6 protein-coding genes are annotated in these 19,086 nt (G+C 70.5%); 1 reads left to right on the top strand and 5 read right to left on the bottom strand.

Translation table 11 applies throughout. The annotated features are described in order from the left end of the window. Positions 1-26: 26 nt before the first annotated feature. Positions 27-2,219 carry a UvrD-helicase domain-containing protein gene (locus tag IEZ07_RS13065; protein WP_191895005.1) on the bottom strand — a complete coding sequence of 731 codons (2,193 nt, stop codon included), beginning with the start codon at positions 2,217-2,219 and terminating at the stop codon, positions 27-29. A 48-nt stretch (positions 2,220-2,267) separates the two neighbouring features. Then, positions 2,268-8,837 carry a DEAD/DEAH box helicase gene (locus IEZ07_RS13060; RefSeq protein WP_191895004.1) on the bottom strand — a complete coding sequence of 2,190 codons (6,570 nt, stop codon included), beginning with the start codon at positions 8,835-8,837 and terminating at the stop codon, positions 2,268-2,270. Positions 8,838-8,950: 113 nt separating this feature from the next. Here IEZ07_RS13060 and IEZ07_RS13055 point away from each other — a divergent pair, with 113 nt between their 5' ends. After that, a complete protein-coding gene (locus tag IEZ07_RS13055; protein WP_191895003.1) occupies positions 8,951-9,514 on the top strand; it encodes a DUF3800 domain-containing protein in 564 nt (187 codons plus the stop codon). 440 nt (positions 9,515-9,954) lie between these two features. Here the strand turns inward: IEZ07_RS13055 and IEZ07_RS13050 are convergent, their stop codons facing one another. Genes IEZ07_RS13050 through IEZ07_RS13040 form a run of 3 tightly spaced genes read right to left on the bottom strand, consistent with a single transcriptional unit; the run spans position 9,955 to position 18,860 of the window. Further along, positions 9,955-15,033, bottom strand: a complete 5,079-nt coding sequence (locus tag IEZ07_RS13050; RefSeq protein ID WP_191895002.1) for a class I SAM-dependent DNA methyltransferase — start codon at positions 15,031-15,033, stop codon at positions 9,955-9,957. Then, entirely contained in the window at positions 15,033-17,810 is a 2,778-nt protein-coding gene (locus tag IEZ07_RS13045) for a DEAD/DEAH box helicase (protein WP_191895001.1), read from the bottom strand. The genes IEZ07_RS13050 and IEZ07_RS13045 overlap by 1 nt, the downstream gene beginning before the upstream one ends. Before the next feature lie 30 nt (positions 17,811-17,840). After that, entirely contained in the window at positions 17,841-18,860 is a 1,020-nt protein-coding gene (locus IEZ07_RS13040) for a serine/threonine-protein kinase (protein ID WP_239319884.1), read from the bottom strand. Positions 18,861-19,086 lie beyond the last annotated feature (226 nt).

Raw genomic sequence — 19,086 nt, 5'->3', positions numbered from 1 at the left:
TCTGCAAGGGGACGGGTGCCGACCGGTCACGGCAGGAACCTGCTCTTGGTCCCGTGCCAGCTGATCACGATGCCGTCCCGCGCGCGGGTGGCGGCCACGAAGAGCAGCGACCGGGCGTGCTGGAGCTCCCGGCGGAAGCGCATCGGATCGTCCTTGGCGAAGGTGAGGACCCGCTGGGCGGGCAGCAGGCCCTCCGCGACACCCGCGAGGATCATCCGCTGGTACTCCAGTCCCTTGAACCGGTGCATCGTCCCGACGTGGACCGGCGCCTCGACGAGTTTCGGCCCGTCGGGGCCAATGGCCGTCGACAGGATGCCGGCCTTGCCCAGCCGGTTCTCGACCTCGGCCACCATCCGCCGCTCGGGCACGCAGACCGCGATCGAGCTCCCGCCCCACTCCTTGACCCGCTCGACGATCCCGTCGAGCTCGGCGGCCCAGGTCGGGTACGGCACCAGCACCGGCTCGGGCCCGCGCAGCACCGACCGATAACCGTCCAGGTCGTCGTGACCGTCGTCGAGGTCGTCCCACTCCTCCTCGCCGAGCAGGCGGCAGGCCGCGGTCAGGATCTCGTGGGTGGTGCGGTAGCTGAGGGTCAGCTTCGATGACCGGCCGCGGATATTGATGCCGAGGCTGCCCAGGGAGACGCGGTTGGCGTAGATCCGCTGGTGGGTGTCGCCGGCGACGAACAGGTCGTCGGGACCCTCGGGGACCATCGCGCGGAGCATCCGCCAGTGCGCCGCGCTGAGGTCCTGCGCCTCGTCGACGACGATGTGCCGGTAGCGGGGCCGGTACCAGATGCCGGACTCGTGCTGCACCTTCACCGAGCTGACCTGGGCGGCCTGGTAGGAGGCCACCGCCTTGGCCCGTTCGATCTCCAGGCGGGCCGCCCGCTCGGCGACCTGCCGGAAGGTCCACAGGCCCTTCTCGTCCAGGCGCATCACGTAGCGCTCGACGAGCTTCCAGATCTCCGCGCGGTCCTGCCTGCTGATGGCGCGGCCCCGCCCGGCCCGGCGGGCGCGGAAGTAGTCGGCGCGGGTCGCGACGCCCTGCCCGAGAATTACGTGCGACCACTCGGCGTGCAGGAAGTCGGCGTCCCACCGGGTCTCACCCAGCTCGTCGAGGAGCTGCTGCCATTCGATGACGGCCTTGGTGTCGTCGATCCACTGCCGTCCGGGACCAGAGTGCGCGGCCGAGACGATGTCGCTGGCGAGCTTGTCGATGTTGACGATGTCGACGCGCCTGGCGACCTCCGGCTCGGCGAGGTCGAGCAGCCGCCGCCGCAGGTCGGCGGCGAGGTTCTTGTTGAACGTGGTCAGCAGCACGTCCTTGTCCTGGCCCGGGCCGAGCTTCTCCACCAGGTGTTTGACCCGGTGCAGCGCCACGATCGTCTTGCCGGTCCCGGGACCACCGCTGACGCGCGCCGGACCGCTGTAGGCACGCTCCACGATCTTCTTCTGGGCGGGATGCAGGAACACCCGCCAGCGCCCGAAGTCGCCTTCCTCCAGTACCTCCTGCAGGGCGGTGTCCTCGGTGGTGACGACCGTGGCGGGGCGGGCGAGCGCCGCCTGGTAGTCGTCGGTGTCGACCTTCTCCTCGACCGCGACCGGCGCGGTGACCTGGTCCATGACCTCGTCGACCGTCTTGCCGTCGTGCAGCGCGAGCAGCACCTCGCCGGTGAGCTGCGGCGCGTACTCGGCCAGGCCGAGCAGCTCCTCCTCCGTGGTGATCTTCATGATCAGGCCGAGCAGCGGCTCCGCGACGCCCAGGTCGAGCAGCGTCTCGGCGGGGAACTCCGCGAACAACGGCTCCGGCTGCGCCGGGACCTCCTCGGCGGGGACCGGGGACACCGGAGGAGCCGGGGGCTCCAGGGCGACCTTCTCCCCGATCGTCAGCAGGTCGAGGAACTCGATGCCGCCCGTCACCGGGTTGACCTGGTAGGCGAACTTGTCGAGGTTGTCGTAGACCTCCTGACGCGGTTTGACCGCGACCAGGATGTAGTCACCGCCACCGGCGTGCAGCAGCAGCGCCCGGTAGTCCAGGTTCACCCGCGCCGAATACAGCCGCGGATGCCCCTTGAGCTGCTTGAACCGCAGCCCGGGGTTCTCCGGGTCCTGGCGGAACCTGTGCTGGAAGTCGTAGATGGCGCCCTTGACCGCCCGGGGCAGCTTGAGGATCTCCTTGTCGGCCTTGTCGAGCAGCCGCAACGTCACCTTGCTCACGCGTCCTCCTCCGGCGTGTCCCTACCGCTGCTGTATCGACCGGGTCGCTCACTCACCGGGCCCTCCGACCCGCTCCACCAGTTCCCCGGGCATCCAGCCCTTCGCGATCCGCACGTCCCAGCCCGCCTGGGCGTAGGCGGCGTCGCGCTTGCGCGCCTCATCGTCGTCCCCGGCGAGCATGACCGCCACCTTCACCTTCGGCCAGGCCATCTCGGCCTGCCAGGCCTGCTCGCCGAGCTCGTAGCCCGCCTCGGGGGCGGGCACACCCGACTCCGCGAGAAGGTGCGCGAGATGGGCCAGCGCGGTGTCCTCCGGATCCAGCAGGTCGAGCACCTCCCCCCAGTCCGCCGGCACGGCCTTCTCCACCGCCTCGCCGGACGCCTTCTCTTCAGGCACGGGCCGTACGGCCTCGCCGTCCACGGCAGGCGGGCGCGGCACGAACACGGTGACGTCGGCGAGGTCCTCGTCGAGTGGGAGCCTGCTGAGCACGGTCAGGAATCCGTCGCCGTCGGCCGCGGCGAGCTGCACCGGGTCGAACAGGTCCAGGTCGGTACGGGCGAACTGCCCGCCGTCACCGGAGCCGGCGTCGAGGAACTGCAGCAGGTTGCCCCAGTACAGCCAGGCCGCCCAGCGGCGCCGGTGCGTCTCCTCATCCGCGGTGATCGTCTCGTTCCGGTCGTCGACCACGGTGAACGCGCTCCACGCGGGCTTCTCGTGGCGCTGGTCCAGGACGACCGTGACCGGGCAGCCGGCCAGGTCGGCGGTGGAGCAGACCGTGATGCGGCCCGTCGTGTCGGACGGGAGGTCCTCGCCGCGCAGCGACGCCGCCACCCGTTCCGCGACGCCGTCGGCGTCGCAGGTGCTCCGGGACCGGAGCACCTGGACCAGACCCCCGGTGACCGCCCCGGCCCGGTGCAGCCAGAGCCGCCGGTCGGGCTCGCGGAGATAGGCGAGCAGCGTCTCGACGGGGTTGGTCCACATCGTGCGCACCAGCTCGGCGACGTCGCGCTCCGGCTCCGAGCTCCGGTAGAACCTCCGCGCCCGATCCTGGGCGTTCCCCATGTACGGCGGGCGCAGCGGTTCGACGGACGTGTCCGGGGCGAAGCCCCGCTTCTCCCACTCCTTGAGGTTCTCCCAGGTCAGCTGGAACACGAGCCTGCCGTGGGCGCGGAGCCGGGCCCGTTTGGCCGCGTCGTCGGCCAGCCGGTTGATCTGTGCGCTGGCGTGGTAGGTGTAGCCGTCGAGATAGACGGCGACCTCCTGCGGTTCGTCGTCCACCAGCCGGAACAGCACGTCGGGCCGGGTGCCCTTGATGGTGTTCTGCAGGATCATCCGCCAGTGCCGGATCGTCCCGTCCGGCCCTTCGAGCCGCAGATCGGCGGTCTTACGGCCGTCGACGACCTCGCCGCGGGCGAGCGCGGCGCGGGTGTCGGCTCGGCGGGCCCACACCTCCAGGGCGCCCAGGAACTGCGCCTCCAGCTCGCTCTCGACCTGGTCCCAGAGTGAGATGTCGGCCGTGGTCGTGACCGGTGTGTGCTCCCACTTCTCGAGCAGTTCGTCGAGCATGTCCAGCGCGTCGGCCCGGCTGACCTTGTCGTACAGGTTGCCGGGGACGTGGGAGAGCAGGCAACGGTGGCAGGTCCGCTTGTCGCGCTCCTCCTTGCACCTGCACCCCGCCACGATCCAGCGCGCCTCTTCGAGCACCCTGCGGAACTCCTCCGGAGTGGAGAGCCGGTGCAGGTAGCCGGTGCCGCCGGGCAGCGTGTCGTGGAGCACGAGGAAGCGCCGCTCCCGGCCGGTGGCGGGGTCGGGCATGGTGGCGGTGACGATGTCGAGGTGGTCGGGGTCGCCGCCGTACCGGGCCGCGACCCCGGCCATCAGCGCCGCCCGGAACGAGGCGGTGCGCTGCTCGACCATGAGCGTGGCGACCGGGAGCAGGATGCGCAGCGCCTCGGTGTGCAGCTCGTGGGCGAGGATCAACTTCAGGTAGTCGGTGTCACGGGCGGCGCGCCGGAAGGGGCACCACGGCCGGTGATGGCTGCGCGACCGGTCGGACGACGAGGTGGCGACCAGCCCGTCGGACTCGCCGGAGGCGGGCGGGCCGTCCACGGTCGTGCCGCCGCAGGACGGGCAGGTGTGGAAGGGGTTGAGCCGGACGGTCTCGCCCGCGAACCGGTCGCCCGCCGGCCGGTCGAAGCGGGTGGTGCCGAGGTTGAACCGGCGGATGACGGCCCGACGGGTGAAGTCGACGCCGAAGACGGCGGTGGCGTGCCGCCACGACCCGGCCGCGATGTCGGCCGGGTCGACGTCGACCGCGACGGCGGTCTCGTAGTAGCGCCGCCGCCGGTCGTCGCTGTCGTCGCGGATCTGCACCTCGTCGCGGCGGTCGTGCGCCGTGACCCTGGTGGGCTTGAGCACCTTGTGCAGCGAGCCGAGCTCGCCGATGTCCCGGCCGTCGCAGCGCGGGCACGGCGAGGTGTCGGTGGCGGCCCGCTCTGTCCGCACGTGGCCGCAGCCGGGGCAGACCCGCCACTCCTCCCAGGCCGGGCGGGACGGGGTGCCGATGTCCAGGCCGGTGATCTCGTGCTGGTAGCCGCGCATGTAGAAGAAGTTGCCGGGCGCCAGCTCGATGAGGGCCAGCCTGGCGGGGCGCTTGTACTCGCGCACCTCGCTGTGGTACTGCCTGCCGCCCTGGAGCTCCTCGTCCCAGGTGATCGTCGCCTCCAGGGCGGTGGCGGCGTCGATGAGGGAGTAGTTCGGCAGCAGGCCGAGCTCGACCAGCGCGCCCTGGGCGTTCTGCCTGCCGGTCTCGCCGATGAGCCGGGCCACGGCCCGCCGCTCCGCCGCCAGCGACCGCTTGATCGCGTGCTGGCTCGGGTCGGACTCCACCAGTGTCCCGGTCGCCGCGTCGATCACCTTCAGCCGCTCGCGCAGGTCGTCCAGGCGCCGGTTCCACACCTTCTCCGCGGCCTTCACGGCCTGCTCCAGTCCGCCGGTGGCGAAGGCGCGCAGGTCGTCGGCCGCCGCCTCGCTCACCGCGTCCCCGAACAGGTCGAGGAAGCCGTCGGCGAGCGCCGTCCCGGAGGCGAGCGCGGCGGCGGTGAGGGCGGCGAGCCAGCCGGTCTCCCCGAACAGTACCGAGGCCCGCCGGGGCAGTGCCGGCACGCCGCCGAGCCGGTCACGGGCGCAGAGGTCCACCAGGTGGGCGGCGTACTGCCGGTGCAGGATCTCCACCGCCGACAGGTAGCTGCCCGGCGGGACGATCTCACCGGCGATCATGTCGCGCGGCTCGTCGAGGAAGTACAGGTCGCGGGGGGACCGGCCCACCATGGTGACCAGGAACGCGTTCCCTGTGCGGCGGCCGGCCCGGCCGACCCGCTGCACGTAGTTGGCCGGTCCCGGCGGCAGCGAGGCGAGGATGACCGCGGAGAGCTCGCCGATGTCGATGCCCAGCTCCAGCGTGGGCGTGCAGGACAGCACGTTCGGGTCGCTGTAGCGGTTGCCCTCGCGGAAGCGCTGCTCGGTCTGCTCGCGCTGGCTCCGGGTGAGCGCGCCGGTGTGCTCGGCGGTGACCACCCGGAAGACGCCCTCGCCCCGGTAGAGGCGGCGGTAGTAGTCGGCCCGGTGGTCGCGGGTGCCGCGGTCGGTCAGGGAGCCGCCGCAGCGGTAGCGGGGGCACGGCTGGCCGTACCAGTCGGCGACGAGGTGCGGCGGGAGGGTCTGCTGCCAAGCGCACCGGTCGCAGCCGAGCCCGGCGTCGTCGACCTGGTCGTCGCCGAGGAGGTGGACCTGGATGTGGCCGGGGCGCAGGCCGTACACGCCGGTGGAGCCGTCGGCGGCGGTGCGCTTGGCGATGACGCCCTCGGCGGTCAGCAGGGGAAGCAGCCGTGACAGGTACTCGCCGGCCTGGCCCCGGGTCAGGCCGAGGCAGCGCGCGGCCCAGTCCTGCGGCCAGCCCTGCTCGGCGTCGACGCGGTCGAACTCCGACTTCCGCTTGAGCCGGTCGAGCAGGAACGTCGGCGCGCCGACCCCGCGTGGGAAGGCGGGCATGCCGTCCGGGCGGCGCCCCCAGATCGCGTTGTAGCGGCTGGTCCCGGCGTTGCCGAGCCACGCCTCCAGCCAGGCGTGCTTGACCGCGCCCCGGTAGCGGAGCCGCTCCAGCAGGCCGCGGACGAAGACGAGGTAGCGCTCGTCGCCGCGCAGCTCGACCATGCCGGAGGTGGCGGTGTGCGCGTCCCTGGCCAGCGCGGCGACCCGCGCCGGGTCGGCGAGCACGACCTCGGCGGCGGCCGTCCGGGTGAGCTCCAACGTACGGCCCTGCCGGGAGCGCAGGCCGAGCTCCATGACGGCGGCGAACGCCAGGCGCTCCCCGATGAGGTCCCACGCCTCGACGCCGCCGGTGGTCTCCCCGGCGAGGATCGCGTCGATCTCCGGGCGGTCGTGCAGGTCGGGCGGGACGACCGCGGGCAGCACCCCGGCCTCGCTGGCCGCCGCCGCCAGGTCGCCGATGAGGTCGTTGAGCAGGATCGGCGCCTCCTCGTCCAGCCGCGAGGTGAGCAGCCGACGCAGCGAGAAGGTGTAGGACCGGTTGGCGACGAACCCGGCCCGGTGCGCGGCGTCCTGCACCGAGTCGTTGAAGAGCAGGGTCTTGCGCTGCTCCGGCTCCAGCTGGCCGCCGGCGAACAGCTGCGTGACCACCACCGAGGCGAGCGAGGCCAGGCCCGAACCGAGGAAGCGGATGCCCTCGTCCATGTCGCAGGCCGGGCAGCGGTCCTGCTCGGCGGCGTTGAGCGCCTCCGGCGTGGTGCGCAGGTCGGTCAGTACGAAGACGATGTCGCCCTCGCCGTAGGCGTCGCGTCCCGGGTCGTACGGCCGGACCCGCTCCTCGTCGAGGACGGCCAGGCCCTGCACCTGCGCCTCCACCTCGCTCCGGGTGGCCTGGACCAGCGGGCGGACCCGCTTCTTCTCCGCGCCGACGCCCGCCCGGTAGATCTTCTCCGGCGCGGTGACCAGTTCGGCCGGGTCGCGCTCGGGTGAGAGCGCGGCCCAGCCGGAGCGGCCGCAGTGGCGGCAGTAGACGGCCGGGAGCAGGGTCTTGCCGAGCGGGTTGAACGCCGAGTCGGCGTCCACCACGGGCTGCTCGCCGATCCAGGCGAAGGCCGGGATGTGGTTGGCCAGACGGAGCAGCCGCGAGACTGCCCGCACCCACATGTGCGTCTCGACCAGCAGGAACGGCCGCCGCGGCCGCTTGCCGAGGTCCTTGTCGTCCTCGGGGTCGCGGGCGTGCGAGAGCAGCGCGACGAACCGGGCGAGCGCGGTGGCGGCCCGGGCCGGGTTGTCGCGGATCGCGGCGCCCCAGTTGTAGGCGCCGCGCCGGGGCAGCAGGTCCAGCATCTCGTCGAAGGTACGCGGCTGCCCGCCGAGCACGTCGAGCACGGCCTGGGTGAGGATGTGCCGCCGGAGCACCGCGCCCAGCTTCTGCGGGTCGAGTCCGGCCTGCCCGGTGACGGCGGTGGCGAGCTGCTCCATCGCGCCGGGGTCGCGGAGCGGGTCGCCGCAGGCGATGAGGTCGTCGGGGCCGGGCAGCGGGAGCGTGACGTCGATGTCGCCGACGAACTCCTCGACGGTGAGCCGATCCTCGCCGACCACGGCGTCGGCGGGGAACGGCGTGCCGAAGACCATCTCGGCGACCGCGCGGATGTCCCGGCCGGGGCCGCCCCCGTTCCCGTTTCCCGTCCCGTCCGCCGTCCCTGTCCCGGTGGCCCCATATCCGGGCGCGGCCGGGGCTCCGGTCGCGGGGCCGTTCTCGCCGAGGGTGGCGGAGGTGGCGACCGGGCAGATGTCGCCGAGCGGCCGGCCCGGCCGGGAGTGGCCGGTGGCGGCGGCCAACCGGCGCAGCAGCACGGCCACGTCGGTGCCCTGCGCGCCGTCGTAGGTGTGGAACTCGTCGACCACCACGTAGGCGATCTCGGCGTCCTGCCAGAGCGGCAGGTCGTCGGGGCGCTGGAGCAGCAGGTCGAGCATCTTGTAGTTGGTGATGAGCACGTCCGGCGGGTTGCGCCGGATCTCCGAGCGCTCCGTCATCACCTTGGGGTAGCCGACCTCGGGGGTGTCGCCGATGTAGAGGGCGGCGGTCACGTCGTGCAGGTCACTCTGCTGCAGGTAGTCGTTGATGCGGTGCGCCTGGTCGGTGGCCAGGGCATTCATCGGGTAGAGCAGGACGGCCTTGACGCCGCCCTTCCCCCCGGCCCGCTCGCGGCGGCAGTGGTCCAGCACGGGGACGAGGAACGACTCGGTCTTGCCGGAGCCGGTGCCCGTGGTGATCAGCGTCGGCTCGGCCCGCTTGCCGAGTGTGCTGAGCCGCTCGAACGCCTTCGCCTGGTGCCGGTAGGGGGTGAAGCCCGCCGGCGCCCACTCCAGGACCTTGGCCCAGCCGTCGTCGGCCGTCCGGAACGGCGTGCGGATCCGCAGGTACGGCCCGCGGAAGATGCCCTGCTCGGGGTGGTTGAGGAAGCGTTTCAGCGCCTCCCGGACGGGCCGGTCGGCCAGCGCGAAGGTGGTGGTGAGGTACTGCGTCAGACTCCCCCGCAGCTCCTCGGCCGCCAGTGTCGGTCTCACGCCGCCTCCCTGTGATTACGTACGGCCCGCATCCGTCCGGACATGACGTCTGCTCGCACTCCCGTTCGACCGATCCCGGGCGAACTGACGTTACGTGACGATATCTTTACGCGGTGCTTACCGCCTACATCGACGAGAGCCTCCGCCGCCGGCCTCACGACGACAGCGTCTACGCGATGGCCGCCGCGATCATCGACTCCGCCGATCACGAGGCCGTCCGCGCGGACCTGGAGTCCCCCCGCCTCGGCAAGAGCCCTCGCCTGCACTGGCGCGAGGAATCCCGCGCACGACAACTTGTCATCTCCAGGGCGATCACACTCATGCCGCTGAAGAGTCTCGTGACCATCCACATGTTCGACAGAGGAGTCTCTTACGAGGGGGCCCGGCGGCTCTGCCTCGAAAGACTCCTGTACGAACTTGATCAAGAGGGAGTCGGCCTGGCAACCATCGAAAGCCGTTCGGCCAAGATGGACCACCTTGATCTTCTGCTGGTCATGGGAATCCGCAAGGCGAAGTTTCTCTCTGACGAAATCAGAGTCGTCTGGCAATATCCCGACAGGGAACCGCTGCTCTGGGCCGCCGATGCGGTGGCAGGTGCCGTGACCTGGTGGCTGGACGGCCAACCGGACGGCTTCAACGTGCTGGTGGAGCACACACGCCTGGTGTGCACCAATTGAGACGAGACAGCGCGAAGGCCGGGCGCCCGATTCCATCGGTAGTCCCGGCCTCACTTCCAACACCCACCGGGGGTGCGGCACTGTCCAGTGTGCCTCACCCGGGGTGGTCAGGCAAGTGCATTCAGCCACACACACCGGCACGAAGGGCGAACGTCTGGCCTCATCGAAGCGCGAAGCGACAGCGCGAAGGCCGGGCACCCGATCTTCCTCGGTGGTCCCGGCCTCACTTCCGCACCCCAGAGGATGCGGCGTCCCCGAGCATGCCTCACCGGAGGTGATCAGGCAAGCGCACAGAGCATGAGCGATGACGGACCCGTCGACACAGCGCGAGGGCCGGGCGCCCGATTCCATCGGGAGGCCCGGCCTCGCTTCCGGCACCCGCCGGGGGTGCGGCACCGCTGAGAGTGCCGCACCGCAGGTGACCGGGCAAGCGGTTCTCGTCACGACGCGCTCCCGCCGCCCTCCCCGGCCGGCGCCTTCCAGCCGGAGCAGCGCAGGCGCTCGGCGAAGACGGCGTGCGCCTGGCGGTACTCGGCCTCACGGTCGGCCTTGTAGAAGGGGGCGGTGTAGCCATCGGGGACGGGACCGCCTGTCTCGGGGTCGAGGTGGGCCATGAACTGCTCGAAGTGCTGCTTGGTCTGGCCGTGGCCGTAGGTGTTGTGGTTGCCCGCGATCTTCCGGCCGCCTGCGTCGAACCAGATCTGCGCCTCGTAGTCGGACAGGACTGGGTAGCGGGACCGGTAGATCGCGACGAGCTGCTCGGCGGTCATGCCGAGCCAGAGCGCGACCAGCGCGTCCAGCTCGACCAGCGCGGCCCGCCGCTCCCGCTCGGTGCGGAGCGGGGTGGCGTAGGCCCACTCGGGGGTGACGGCGGCCGGATCGCCGAGCGGCCTGAGCCCCGGCCAGTCGGCGGCCCACCGCTCGTCGGTCCAGGCAGGGTCGTACAGCTCGGCCCAGAGCGGGGCGTAGGCGTCGGTCAGGCAGTTGAGGCGGAGCGTGCGGAGCAGGAGCGCCGGGGCCAGTGGGTGGTCCGGATCGGCGGCGGGCATGGCATTGGCTTCGGCGTACTGGAGGTGTGACCGCCCGGTGATCCGGAGCATGTAGTCGAGCGGGAGCGCCGCCCAGAACCCGGCGGCCAGCGCAGTGCCCCGGTTGTCGGGCAGCGCCAGCGTGTGCACGGTGTGCACGTGCGCCGGACCCGGCGGGATCAGAGCGGCGAACAGCGACCGCTCACCGTTGAACGGGATCATGACTCGCCAGGCGAGACGGTAGAACCCGGTGTACCGGCGGACGGCCCCCTGACCGTCCACCCACCGGTCCTGCGCAGCCAGGTATGCCTCCTCATCGCAGGCTCGCTCGTAGTTCGTGGCCGGAACCGCATCGGCAGCCAGAGCAGTAAGGTCCTGGGGCTGATCGGAACTCTTGAAGCGGGGTGGCTGCTTCGCGAACGGAGTAGCCACGCTGAAGTGCGGCCCCTGAAGGATGACCTCATCCAGGGACGCCGGCTGCCCTGTCTGCCAGCGAATCAGACCATCATCCTTAGCTGTCTTCTCGTTGTAGCCGGAGCTGATCCGCAGAACGGAAGCCCCCAGCCGCCAAGCGTGATTCGCTAGCGCCTCGATCGCACCTGCTTCCGCAGTGCTTACTGGATAGAGCAAAGGTGTCTGAACCACGGGCACATCCTCGACATTGATGAGGCGTCGCCACTCCGCTAGTACGGACTCATCGACCTGAATGACCCGCGAACGATGCGGTCGAAGATCCCACTTTCCCTCGTACTTAATCCCCGGCAACGGTCCCTGCCCATCGTGTTCCAGCGAACGCGGCACAACATCGGCACCATAAAGGTCGCTGAAGTGAGCGAACTTGATGCTCTGAGGCGTTCCGTAAATATGGAGCCCAAACTCCTGCGTCCGACTGAGATCTTCAAAAGCCCAGTTAGCGGCGTTGATGAACTTCGCATGGGTGCGGAGATGCCGATAGGTGACGGCGCGGAGCCTACCTTCTTTGACTCCGCCAAAGTGCGTGTCAGGGTGGATAAGGCCTGCGGTGCCCTGGGTGCCAAGGCTATCCCAGACCCGGCACATGAAGGCGCGGTAGAGATCTGGGCGGGTACCAGCTAGCAGCGGATAGGCGATCCCGGACCCGAGGAACTCGACCGTGCCAGTGTTAGACGCCAGTTCATCGATGTAGGAGCCTCGCACTGTCACGTTCGCCAGTACAGCGGTCTTTCGCTCCCGCCACTCGGGCACACTTGGCTTCTCCGCCAATTTGAACCACGGCTCCATCTCGGCAAGAATCGCGTCTTCCTGCCAGTCCGGCCGAACCCACGGTGGGTTGCCGACCTGGAGGTCGAAGCCGCCGCGGGCGAAGACCTGGGCGAACTGGAGCTCCCAGTGGAAGAAGCCGTGTCGCTCGGTCAACTCGTCTACGATTTCGAGCCAGGGAAAACGTCCGGGCAGCTTGAAAACGTCGTCCATGCCCATCCATTTCCAAAGCTCCCTCTCGTACTTACCCAGTTCGGAAAGTGACTCGAAGTGCTTCACCAAGCTGTTCTCGGGCACGTCGGCACGGCCGAGCAACGCTTCGGCGAAGTCCAACCAGTCATCGAGATTCGCAAGGGGCACAGCTGAGCGAGGCGGCTCGAAGACCGGTCGCCTTGCGGCCTGCTTGGGCCGAGCCACCGGCGTCTTCTCCGCGTCCTGTCCAAAACCGTCGAATCCGAGCTGTTCATGGCTGATTTCGGAGAGGGCCTCCTGGCTGTAGGCGGTGGAGCCGGCGTCCTGCGCTGACGAAGGGATGAGCGGCGCTGATGACGCCTCCGTGGCGGTTGCCGCACCCTTGAGGCCTTCCGACACGTACTCGATCGCTTTCGCGAGTCGTGGGTAGGTCTCATCTGAGCCGTTGAGCAACTCGACTCGGTCGAGCGGCCAGAACCACAGGGCGCACCAGGCGTCCATGACCTTTTTCAACCGCCAGTACGGCGTGCCCGCTATGGTCAGGTCCTCGTAGACCTTCTCCTTGGGCATGGCATTCTCAGGCTGTCGGATCCAGCCCTCTTCGGTGCCCCAGACAGCGATCCTGCGCCTGATGTCATCCTCAGAGAGCTTCAGCCGCTGCTGGACCAGGTCCCACAGGTACTCGGCGCGGCCGGAGAGGGCCTGGAGGCGCTGGAGCTGGGTGGACTTCTGACCCTGCTTCTTCTTGTCGGAGACGCTCTTCTGGATCTGCTTGCGCCAGGCCTTGAGCTTCGCGACCTGCTCGGGGGCCAGCTCCCTGGCCTCCTTGGCCCCGGCGACCGCGCCCCAGCCCTCGGCGGGGAGCAGGAAGTGGTGGACCTTCCCCGTCGGCAGCGCACCGGCGGAGAACGGCAGGCCCTCGGGCGCCTCCTTCAGCCACGTGCCCTTGGTGAGCTGCGCCGCGCCGTACGCCCTCCGGCCCGCGCCGATGAGCGAGTTGCCGCGGCGCAGGTGGAGCCCGAACCAGGGGGCCTGGAGGCCGGGGTGCATGACGTTGAGCCAGAGCGAGACCTCGGCCAGCTCGATCGCGGTCTCGTTGAGGTCGACGCCGTAGGAGTTGTGCAGTGCGACGTAGGCCTTGACCCGCTGCAGCTCGTCCTCGTACCGCTCCGGGTCGATCTGGACGCCCAGTTCCTCCTGGCGGCGCCGGAGGTACTCGGCGGCGACCTGGTTGACCGCCTCGTTGAGGAACGCGCCGGAGCCCAGGGCGGGCTCGCAGATCTTCCACTCCAGGATCTCCCGGGCCGGGGTGACCGTCCCATCCTGGTCGAGGCGGTGCTGAAGCGCGAGCTGGACGGTGACCTTCGTCAGCGACTCGGGCGTGTAGTAGGAGGCGCTGGTCTCCCTGTCGCGGCCGGCCAGCCGGTAGACGAACGAGCCCTGGTTGTAGCAGACGTACTCGTCGAGCTTGGTGCCGTCCTCGTCCACCCTGCGGACGAAGACCTCCGACGGGTAGTCGCCGACCTTGGAGGCCGGGATCATCCAGGAGCCGTCCTTCGGGTCGCCTCCCTTGGCGACCTCGTACAGCTCCTCTGTCGCGATGAACCCGGTGTAGGACATCAGGCCCTCGTAGACCGCCCCGAGCTGGTTGATGCCGAGCTGGGCGTAGGAGATGAAGCCGCCGCGCTCCTTCCTGCGCCCCTTGGTGAGCATGAGCTTGCGCAGCACCGTGTGGAGCGTCCCGTTGCGGAGCCGGGTGTCGACGCGCGGCGCGTCCGGGTCGTCGTCGTCCAGCGAGATGGCGTCCCGGCCGATGAGCTTGATCGCCTCCGGCTCGAACAGGTCGGAGCGGAGCGGCTCGAAGCGCAGGCCCTCGCCCTCCGAGCCCTCGGTCTCGCTCCCCATGCGGGCCCGGTGGCCCCCGTTGACCATGCGGAAGAGCAGGTCGAGCGACTCGTACAGGTGGAAGGAGTTCCGTGCCTCCTCCCCCACCAGGTCGCGCACCACCAGGTCGCCGAGGCGGGCCAGGCTGTAGCCCCTGACGTAGTCCTCGTCGTCGGTCGGCAGGATGCCCAGCTCCGGGCGGGCCTCGGCGTACAGCAGGAACAGGATCCGGTACAGGTAGCGCAGCGACTCGCGGCCCAGCTCCCTGGCCAGGGCGGCGGGCTCCATGACGTCCTCGGGCCGCACGCCGTGGGCGCGGATGCGGCCGAGCACCTCGTTGGCGATCAGCTCGACCGAGTCCTTCAGCCCGTCGCGCAGCTCCTTGGAGACGCCGACGGCGTGGCTGCGCGACTTGGCGAGCAGGTCGGCGAGCGGCTCGGAGCCGCCCTCTGAGGGCGGGAGGAGCGAGTCGGCGCCGAACAGGGCGGCGACCGTGCCCAACTCGGCCTCGTCGTTCCGGCTCAGCGCGGCGTCGAGACTGACCGCGAGGTAGCGGCCCTCGCCCCAGACGGCCCGGTCGGCGAGCACGAGCACGCCGCCGGCGAGGATGAGCACGTAGCGCGGCGGCTCGTCGGAGGTCAGCAGCCAGGTGGCGAGCTTGGTGCCGGAGGTGATCTGCTCGCCGCCCTCCAGCAGGACCGGGGCGAGCAGCCGCCCGGCCGGGGCGGCGTCCGTGTCGGCGGCGCCGAGGGCGGTGTCCACATCAGCGGCCCAGCCGCACTCGATCGCGACCAGGTACCGGTCGGCGTAGGCGACCTCGACGGTGTACTCCTTGCCCGGCCGCCTCACGGTCAGCTCGCGCGGGCCCGCCTCGTAGCCGAGGGCGCGCAGCACGTCGCCGTGGAGCTCGCCCAGTGCCTTGCGCCACTCGGCGCGCTCGTCCGCGGTCGGTTCGTCGTCACGCCGCGCGTCGTAGTCCGCGAAGTACGGCCGGTCGGCGAAGTACCGCCTGCCCAGCGCGCGCAGCCCCTTGCGCGGGGTGGTGCGCTCGGCCTTCTCCTGCTCGCTCCAGCGGGCGAACAGCCCGTCCTTCTTCTTGAGGTCCTTGGGCAGCACCTCGGCCAGGTAGTGGGCCGAGAAGTAGTCGCCGCGGTTGACCAGCGAGTCGAAGCTCATCAGCACACATCCTGAGGAACGAGGACGGCGAGGACCCGCAGGAGCGGCTCCCCTGTGATCTTGAGGGATCTGAGCAGGTCCTGCTGCCGCTCGACGGTCTCGTCGACGGACTTCTCCCTGCGTCCGCGCTGGGAGACGTGCACGCCGTCGAGGGTCAGTTGCTTCCACTCATCGAGCCGCCCCCGGTAGGAGTCGAGCGGCTCGACGACCCGCCGCTCGTAGGCCGCGCGGCGCTCCTCCAGGTGGGCGCGGGCGGTCGCGACCGCCTGGGGCACCCGCTCCTGGAGCGGCCGCAGGTCGATCGGCCGCCCCGTGTTGATCATCTTGGGGCCGACGCCGGCCTCGGCGAGGACCTCGGTCATCTTCCGGTCCAGCACGCCGGTGGAGGTGACCGCCATCCACTCGACCACGGTCGGCTGCCCGAGCCGGTTGGAGTAGATGCCCTGGACGAGGAAGACCGGCTCGTCGACCCGAGCGGTGACGACCGGCGCCTTCTGGCGGCCGAGCCGTACCAGGACCTTGTCGGTCACCCACTCGACCATGGGGTGCAGGTCGGACAGGTAGGCGATCTGAGGCCACATGGTCTTGGTCGTGCGCGCCTCGTCGAGCTTGCGCCGGGCCAGCCCGCGGTCGAAGGTGACCCGCATCCGCCTGCGCACGTCGTGGGTGCGCAGATAGTCGATGGGCAGCGCGGACAGGCGGTGGACGAGGTCCGGCGGCGGCGTGAAGGCGAGCATCCCGCCGTCGTCCTCCAGGTCCTTGAGCAGCTGGAGGCTCTCGACGGCCTCCTTGACGAACGCCTCCGAGTCCTCGAAGAGCCGGGGCACGTCCGCGCGGGGCGGGTCGGTGCTCGTGACGCCGCCGTCGACGGAGCCGAACAGGTCGGCGAAGGGGTCGTCGGCCGCCTGCTCGGCGAGGGACTCCTCGACGGTCTTGCCTGCGAGGAGGTCCTGAATGAGGCGGCGCTCCTCGCGCTCGGCGCGGTACTCGCCGGTGACGGCCTCGGCGGTGCCGAGGCTGCGGTGCGCGGTCTCCTCCTTGTCCAAGAGTTTCTCGGCGACGGTCCGGTCGTCCTTGGCGCCCTCGACGCCCGAGGTGAGGATGAGCGCCCGGAACTGCGGCTCCCGGGTCTGGCCGTAGCGGTCGATGCGGCCGTTGCGCTGCTCGATCCGGATGAGGCTCCACGGCACGTCGTAGTGGACCAGGTGGTGGCACTGCCGGTGGAGGTTGACGCCCTCGGAGGTCACGTCGGTGGTCACCAGCAGGCGCACGGGGCTGTCGGAGAGCCCGAAGCCCTCGATGATCTCCTGCTGCTTCTGGTCGGACATGCCGTTGCCGAGCATCATGTCGACCGCGTTGTCGGGCAGCTTGAGCCGCTCGGGCAGGACCTTCGCCAGCCACCTGACGGTCTCGACGCTCTCGGAGAAGACCACGGCCCGGGTCTCGCCGCCCTTCCGCACGCCGATCTCATCGCGGAGCACGCGGACGAGGGCGTCGAGCTTGGCCGAGTCGTCGTCGGTCATCTGCGCGGTCAGGTCCGCGAGGGTCTTCAGCGCCTCGATCTCGCGGGGCTCGGTGGCGTTCTTCAACCGGTTGCCGACGGTCTTGGCCAGCGCCCGGTGCGAGGAGAGGAACGCCTTGAGCAGCGTGTAGGGGAAGAGGCGGTGCTTGGCGTCGACGACCGGGCCGCCGGCGCGCTGGTCTCCGGCGAGCCATACCTGGGTGAGCTCGGCGAAGACCTTCTCCTCGGCGGGGGTGGCGGCGCACCGGACCGGGACCGAAGGGCCCCGGTCGGGCCACTTGGCGCCCATCTGGTCGCGCACCTCAGGGTTGATCTTGGTGCGGCGGATGTAGAGGTGCTCGATGTCCTTGGCCGAGTAGCGGCTGTCGTCGGCGATCGCGGCGGGGTCGAGCATGCGGATCAGCTCGGCGAACGAGGCGCTGTCGCCGTTGTGCGGGGTGGCGCTGGCCAGCAGCAGCGCGTCGGTGCGGCGGGCGAGCAGCCTGGCGAGCTTGTTGCGGAGGCTGCTCTCGCCGATCAGGTTGTGCGACTCGTCGATGACGACCGCGTCCCAGTCCATCTTCTCCAGGTGCTGGCCGTACTTGCCCGCGTTCTTGAGGGTGTCGATGGAGACGATGATCCGCTTGTAGTGGGTGAACGGGTTGCGGCCGGCGGGGATCTCCCGCTGGATGCGCTCGATGCCGACGGAGTCGAGGCGGATCAGCGGGATGGCGAAGCGGGTCCACAGCTCGTGTTGGAACTGCTCCAGCACCTGCTGCGGGGTGACGACGAGGATGCGCTCGCCCCGGCCGCGCCGGATCAGCTCGGCCAGGGTGAGGCCGATCTCCAGGGTCTTGCCGAGACCGACGACGTCGGCGATGAGGATGCGCGGGCGCAGGCCCTTGAGCGCGAGCTCGGCCGGGCGCCGCTGGTAGGCCAGCGGGTCGAGGAGGAAGCCGTCGGCGAGCGCGAGGCCCTTCTCCGTCTGCGGGAGCGGGGTCCGGCGCAGGACGGCCTCGATGAACAGGCGGCTCTGCGCGAAGCGCGGGGTCGCGTCCTGCTCCAGGACCGTCTCCTCCGGCTTGAGCAGGCTCACATCGTCCAGATCGGAGAAGAAGACCGCGTCCTCGTCGCGGACGAACTCCGACGCGCCCACCGCGGTGATCTTGTATCTGGGCGTGTCCCCGTCGGAGGCGAGCTGCGCGCAGGTCCGGACGATCCACTCGGCGTCCCGGACTTCGATCCGGGCGCCGGGCGGGTAGGAGGTCTCGGTCACGGTTCTCCTCGGAGACGAAGCTCGCGGCTTTCAGAGACGGGGGCTCGCGGCGTAGTCGCCGCGGAGGCGGTCGGCGAGCCGCGCGACCACCGAGCCGGGCACGACGACCTCGGACAGGTCGCGGCGGCGCGGCCGGGGCGGCGGGACGGGGGTCGGCGGATCGGTCTCCCGCTCGACGTAGGTGGCCACGGCCAGGCGCCGCACGGCCACCGGGAGCGCGGTCCCACCCGCGGCCGCCAGCTCCTTGAGCCGGTCGTACACCTCGGGCACGGCAGGCCGGTCGGTCGGCTCGTGGGCGAGCATCGCGGCGACGAGCGGCGCGAGCTCGGCGGGCACGCCCGTGAGGTCCGGCGGCACGTCGCGGCTGACGATGTTCATGCACAGCGCCGCCATGGTCTTGCCCGTATAGGGATAGTGCCCGGCCAGCGCGAACACCAGCGTCGCGCCGAGCGCGTAGACGTCGGCCGCAGCGGTGATCTCCTTGGGGGTGTTGAACTGCTCGGGCGGCATGCAGGGGGGCGTGCCGAGCGTCGAGGAGGTCGTGGTCAGGTCGGTCGGGCCGTCGGCGAAGGCGACCAGGCCCAGGTCGATGACCTTCGCCCCGTCCCGGCCGAGCAGGATGTTGCCGGGCTTGAGGTCGCGGTGGAGCAGGTCGGCCGCGTGGATGTCGCCAAGGGCGGAGGCCAGCAGGAGGCCGAGCGTGGCGGTGTGCTCCGTGCCGAGCGGGCCGCGGGTCTCGACGAACTCCTTCAGGGTCAGGCCTTGGACGTACTCCACGGCGAGCCAGGGCCACTCCTCGTCCTCACCGGAGGCGTCGACCAGCGCGGCGACGTGCGGACCCTGCACGGTCCGCAGCGCGTCGGTCTCCCGGGAGAAGCGGGCCCGCACCTCGGCGTGACCGAGGAAGTCCTCGCGAATGATCTTCACGGCGACCTGCTCGTAGTCGTCGGTGACGCCGTAGAAGACGCGGCCCATCCCTCCGGATCCGAGCCGTCCGCGCAGGGTGATGCCACCGATCCGCTTGGGGTCGGAACGGTCCAGGGGGTCCATGCTCACCTGCCTCCACGGCCGCGTTCGGGGTAACGCACCAGGTCACACCCAGGATATGCGGCCTCACACTCCGAGAGGTCCCTTCAGGTCTCAGAGAGATCACACCCACAGCCTTACCGAGCGCCTCGTCACAGTAACCGTCCCCCATCTGCCTGTCTACAGACCTGGACCTGTGTACCGCAGCAACAGTTGCGCTTCAGATTTCCGAGCCACAGGCCCGCTCGAA

The organism is Planomonospora parontospora, assembly GCA_014647935.1.
GTDB lineage: Bacteria > Actinomycetota > Actinomycetes > Streptosporangiales > Streptosporangiaceae > Planomonospora > Planomonospora parontospora.
This window is presented reverse-complemented; position numbering and strand designations above follow the sequence as displayed.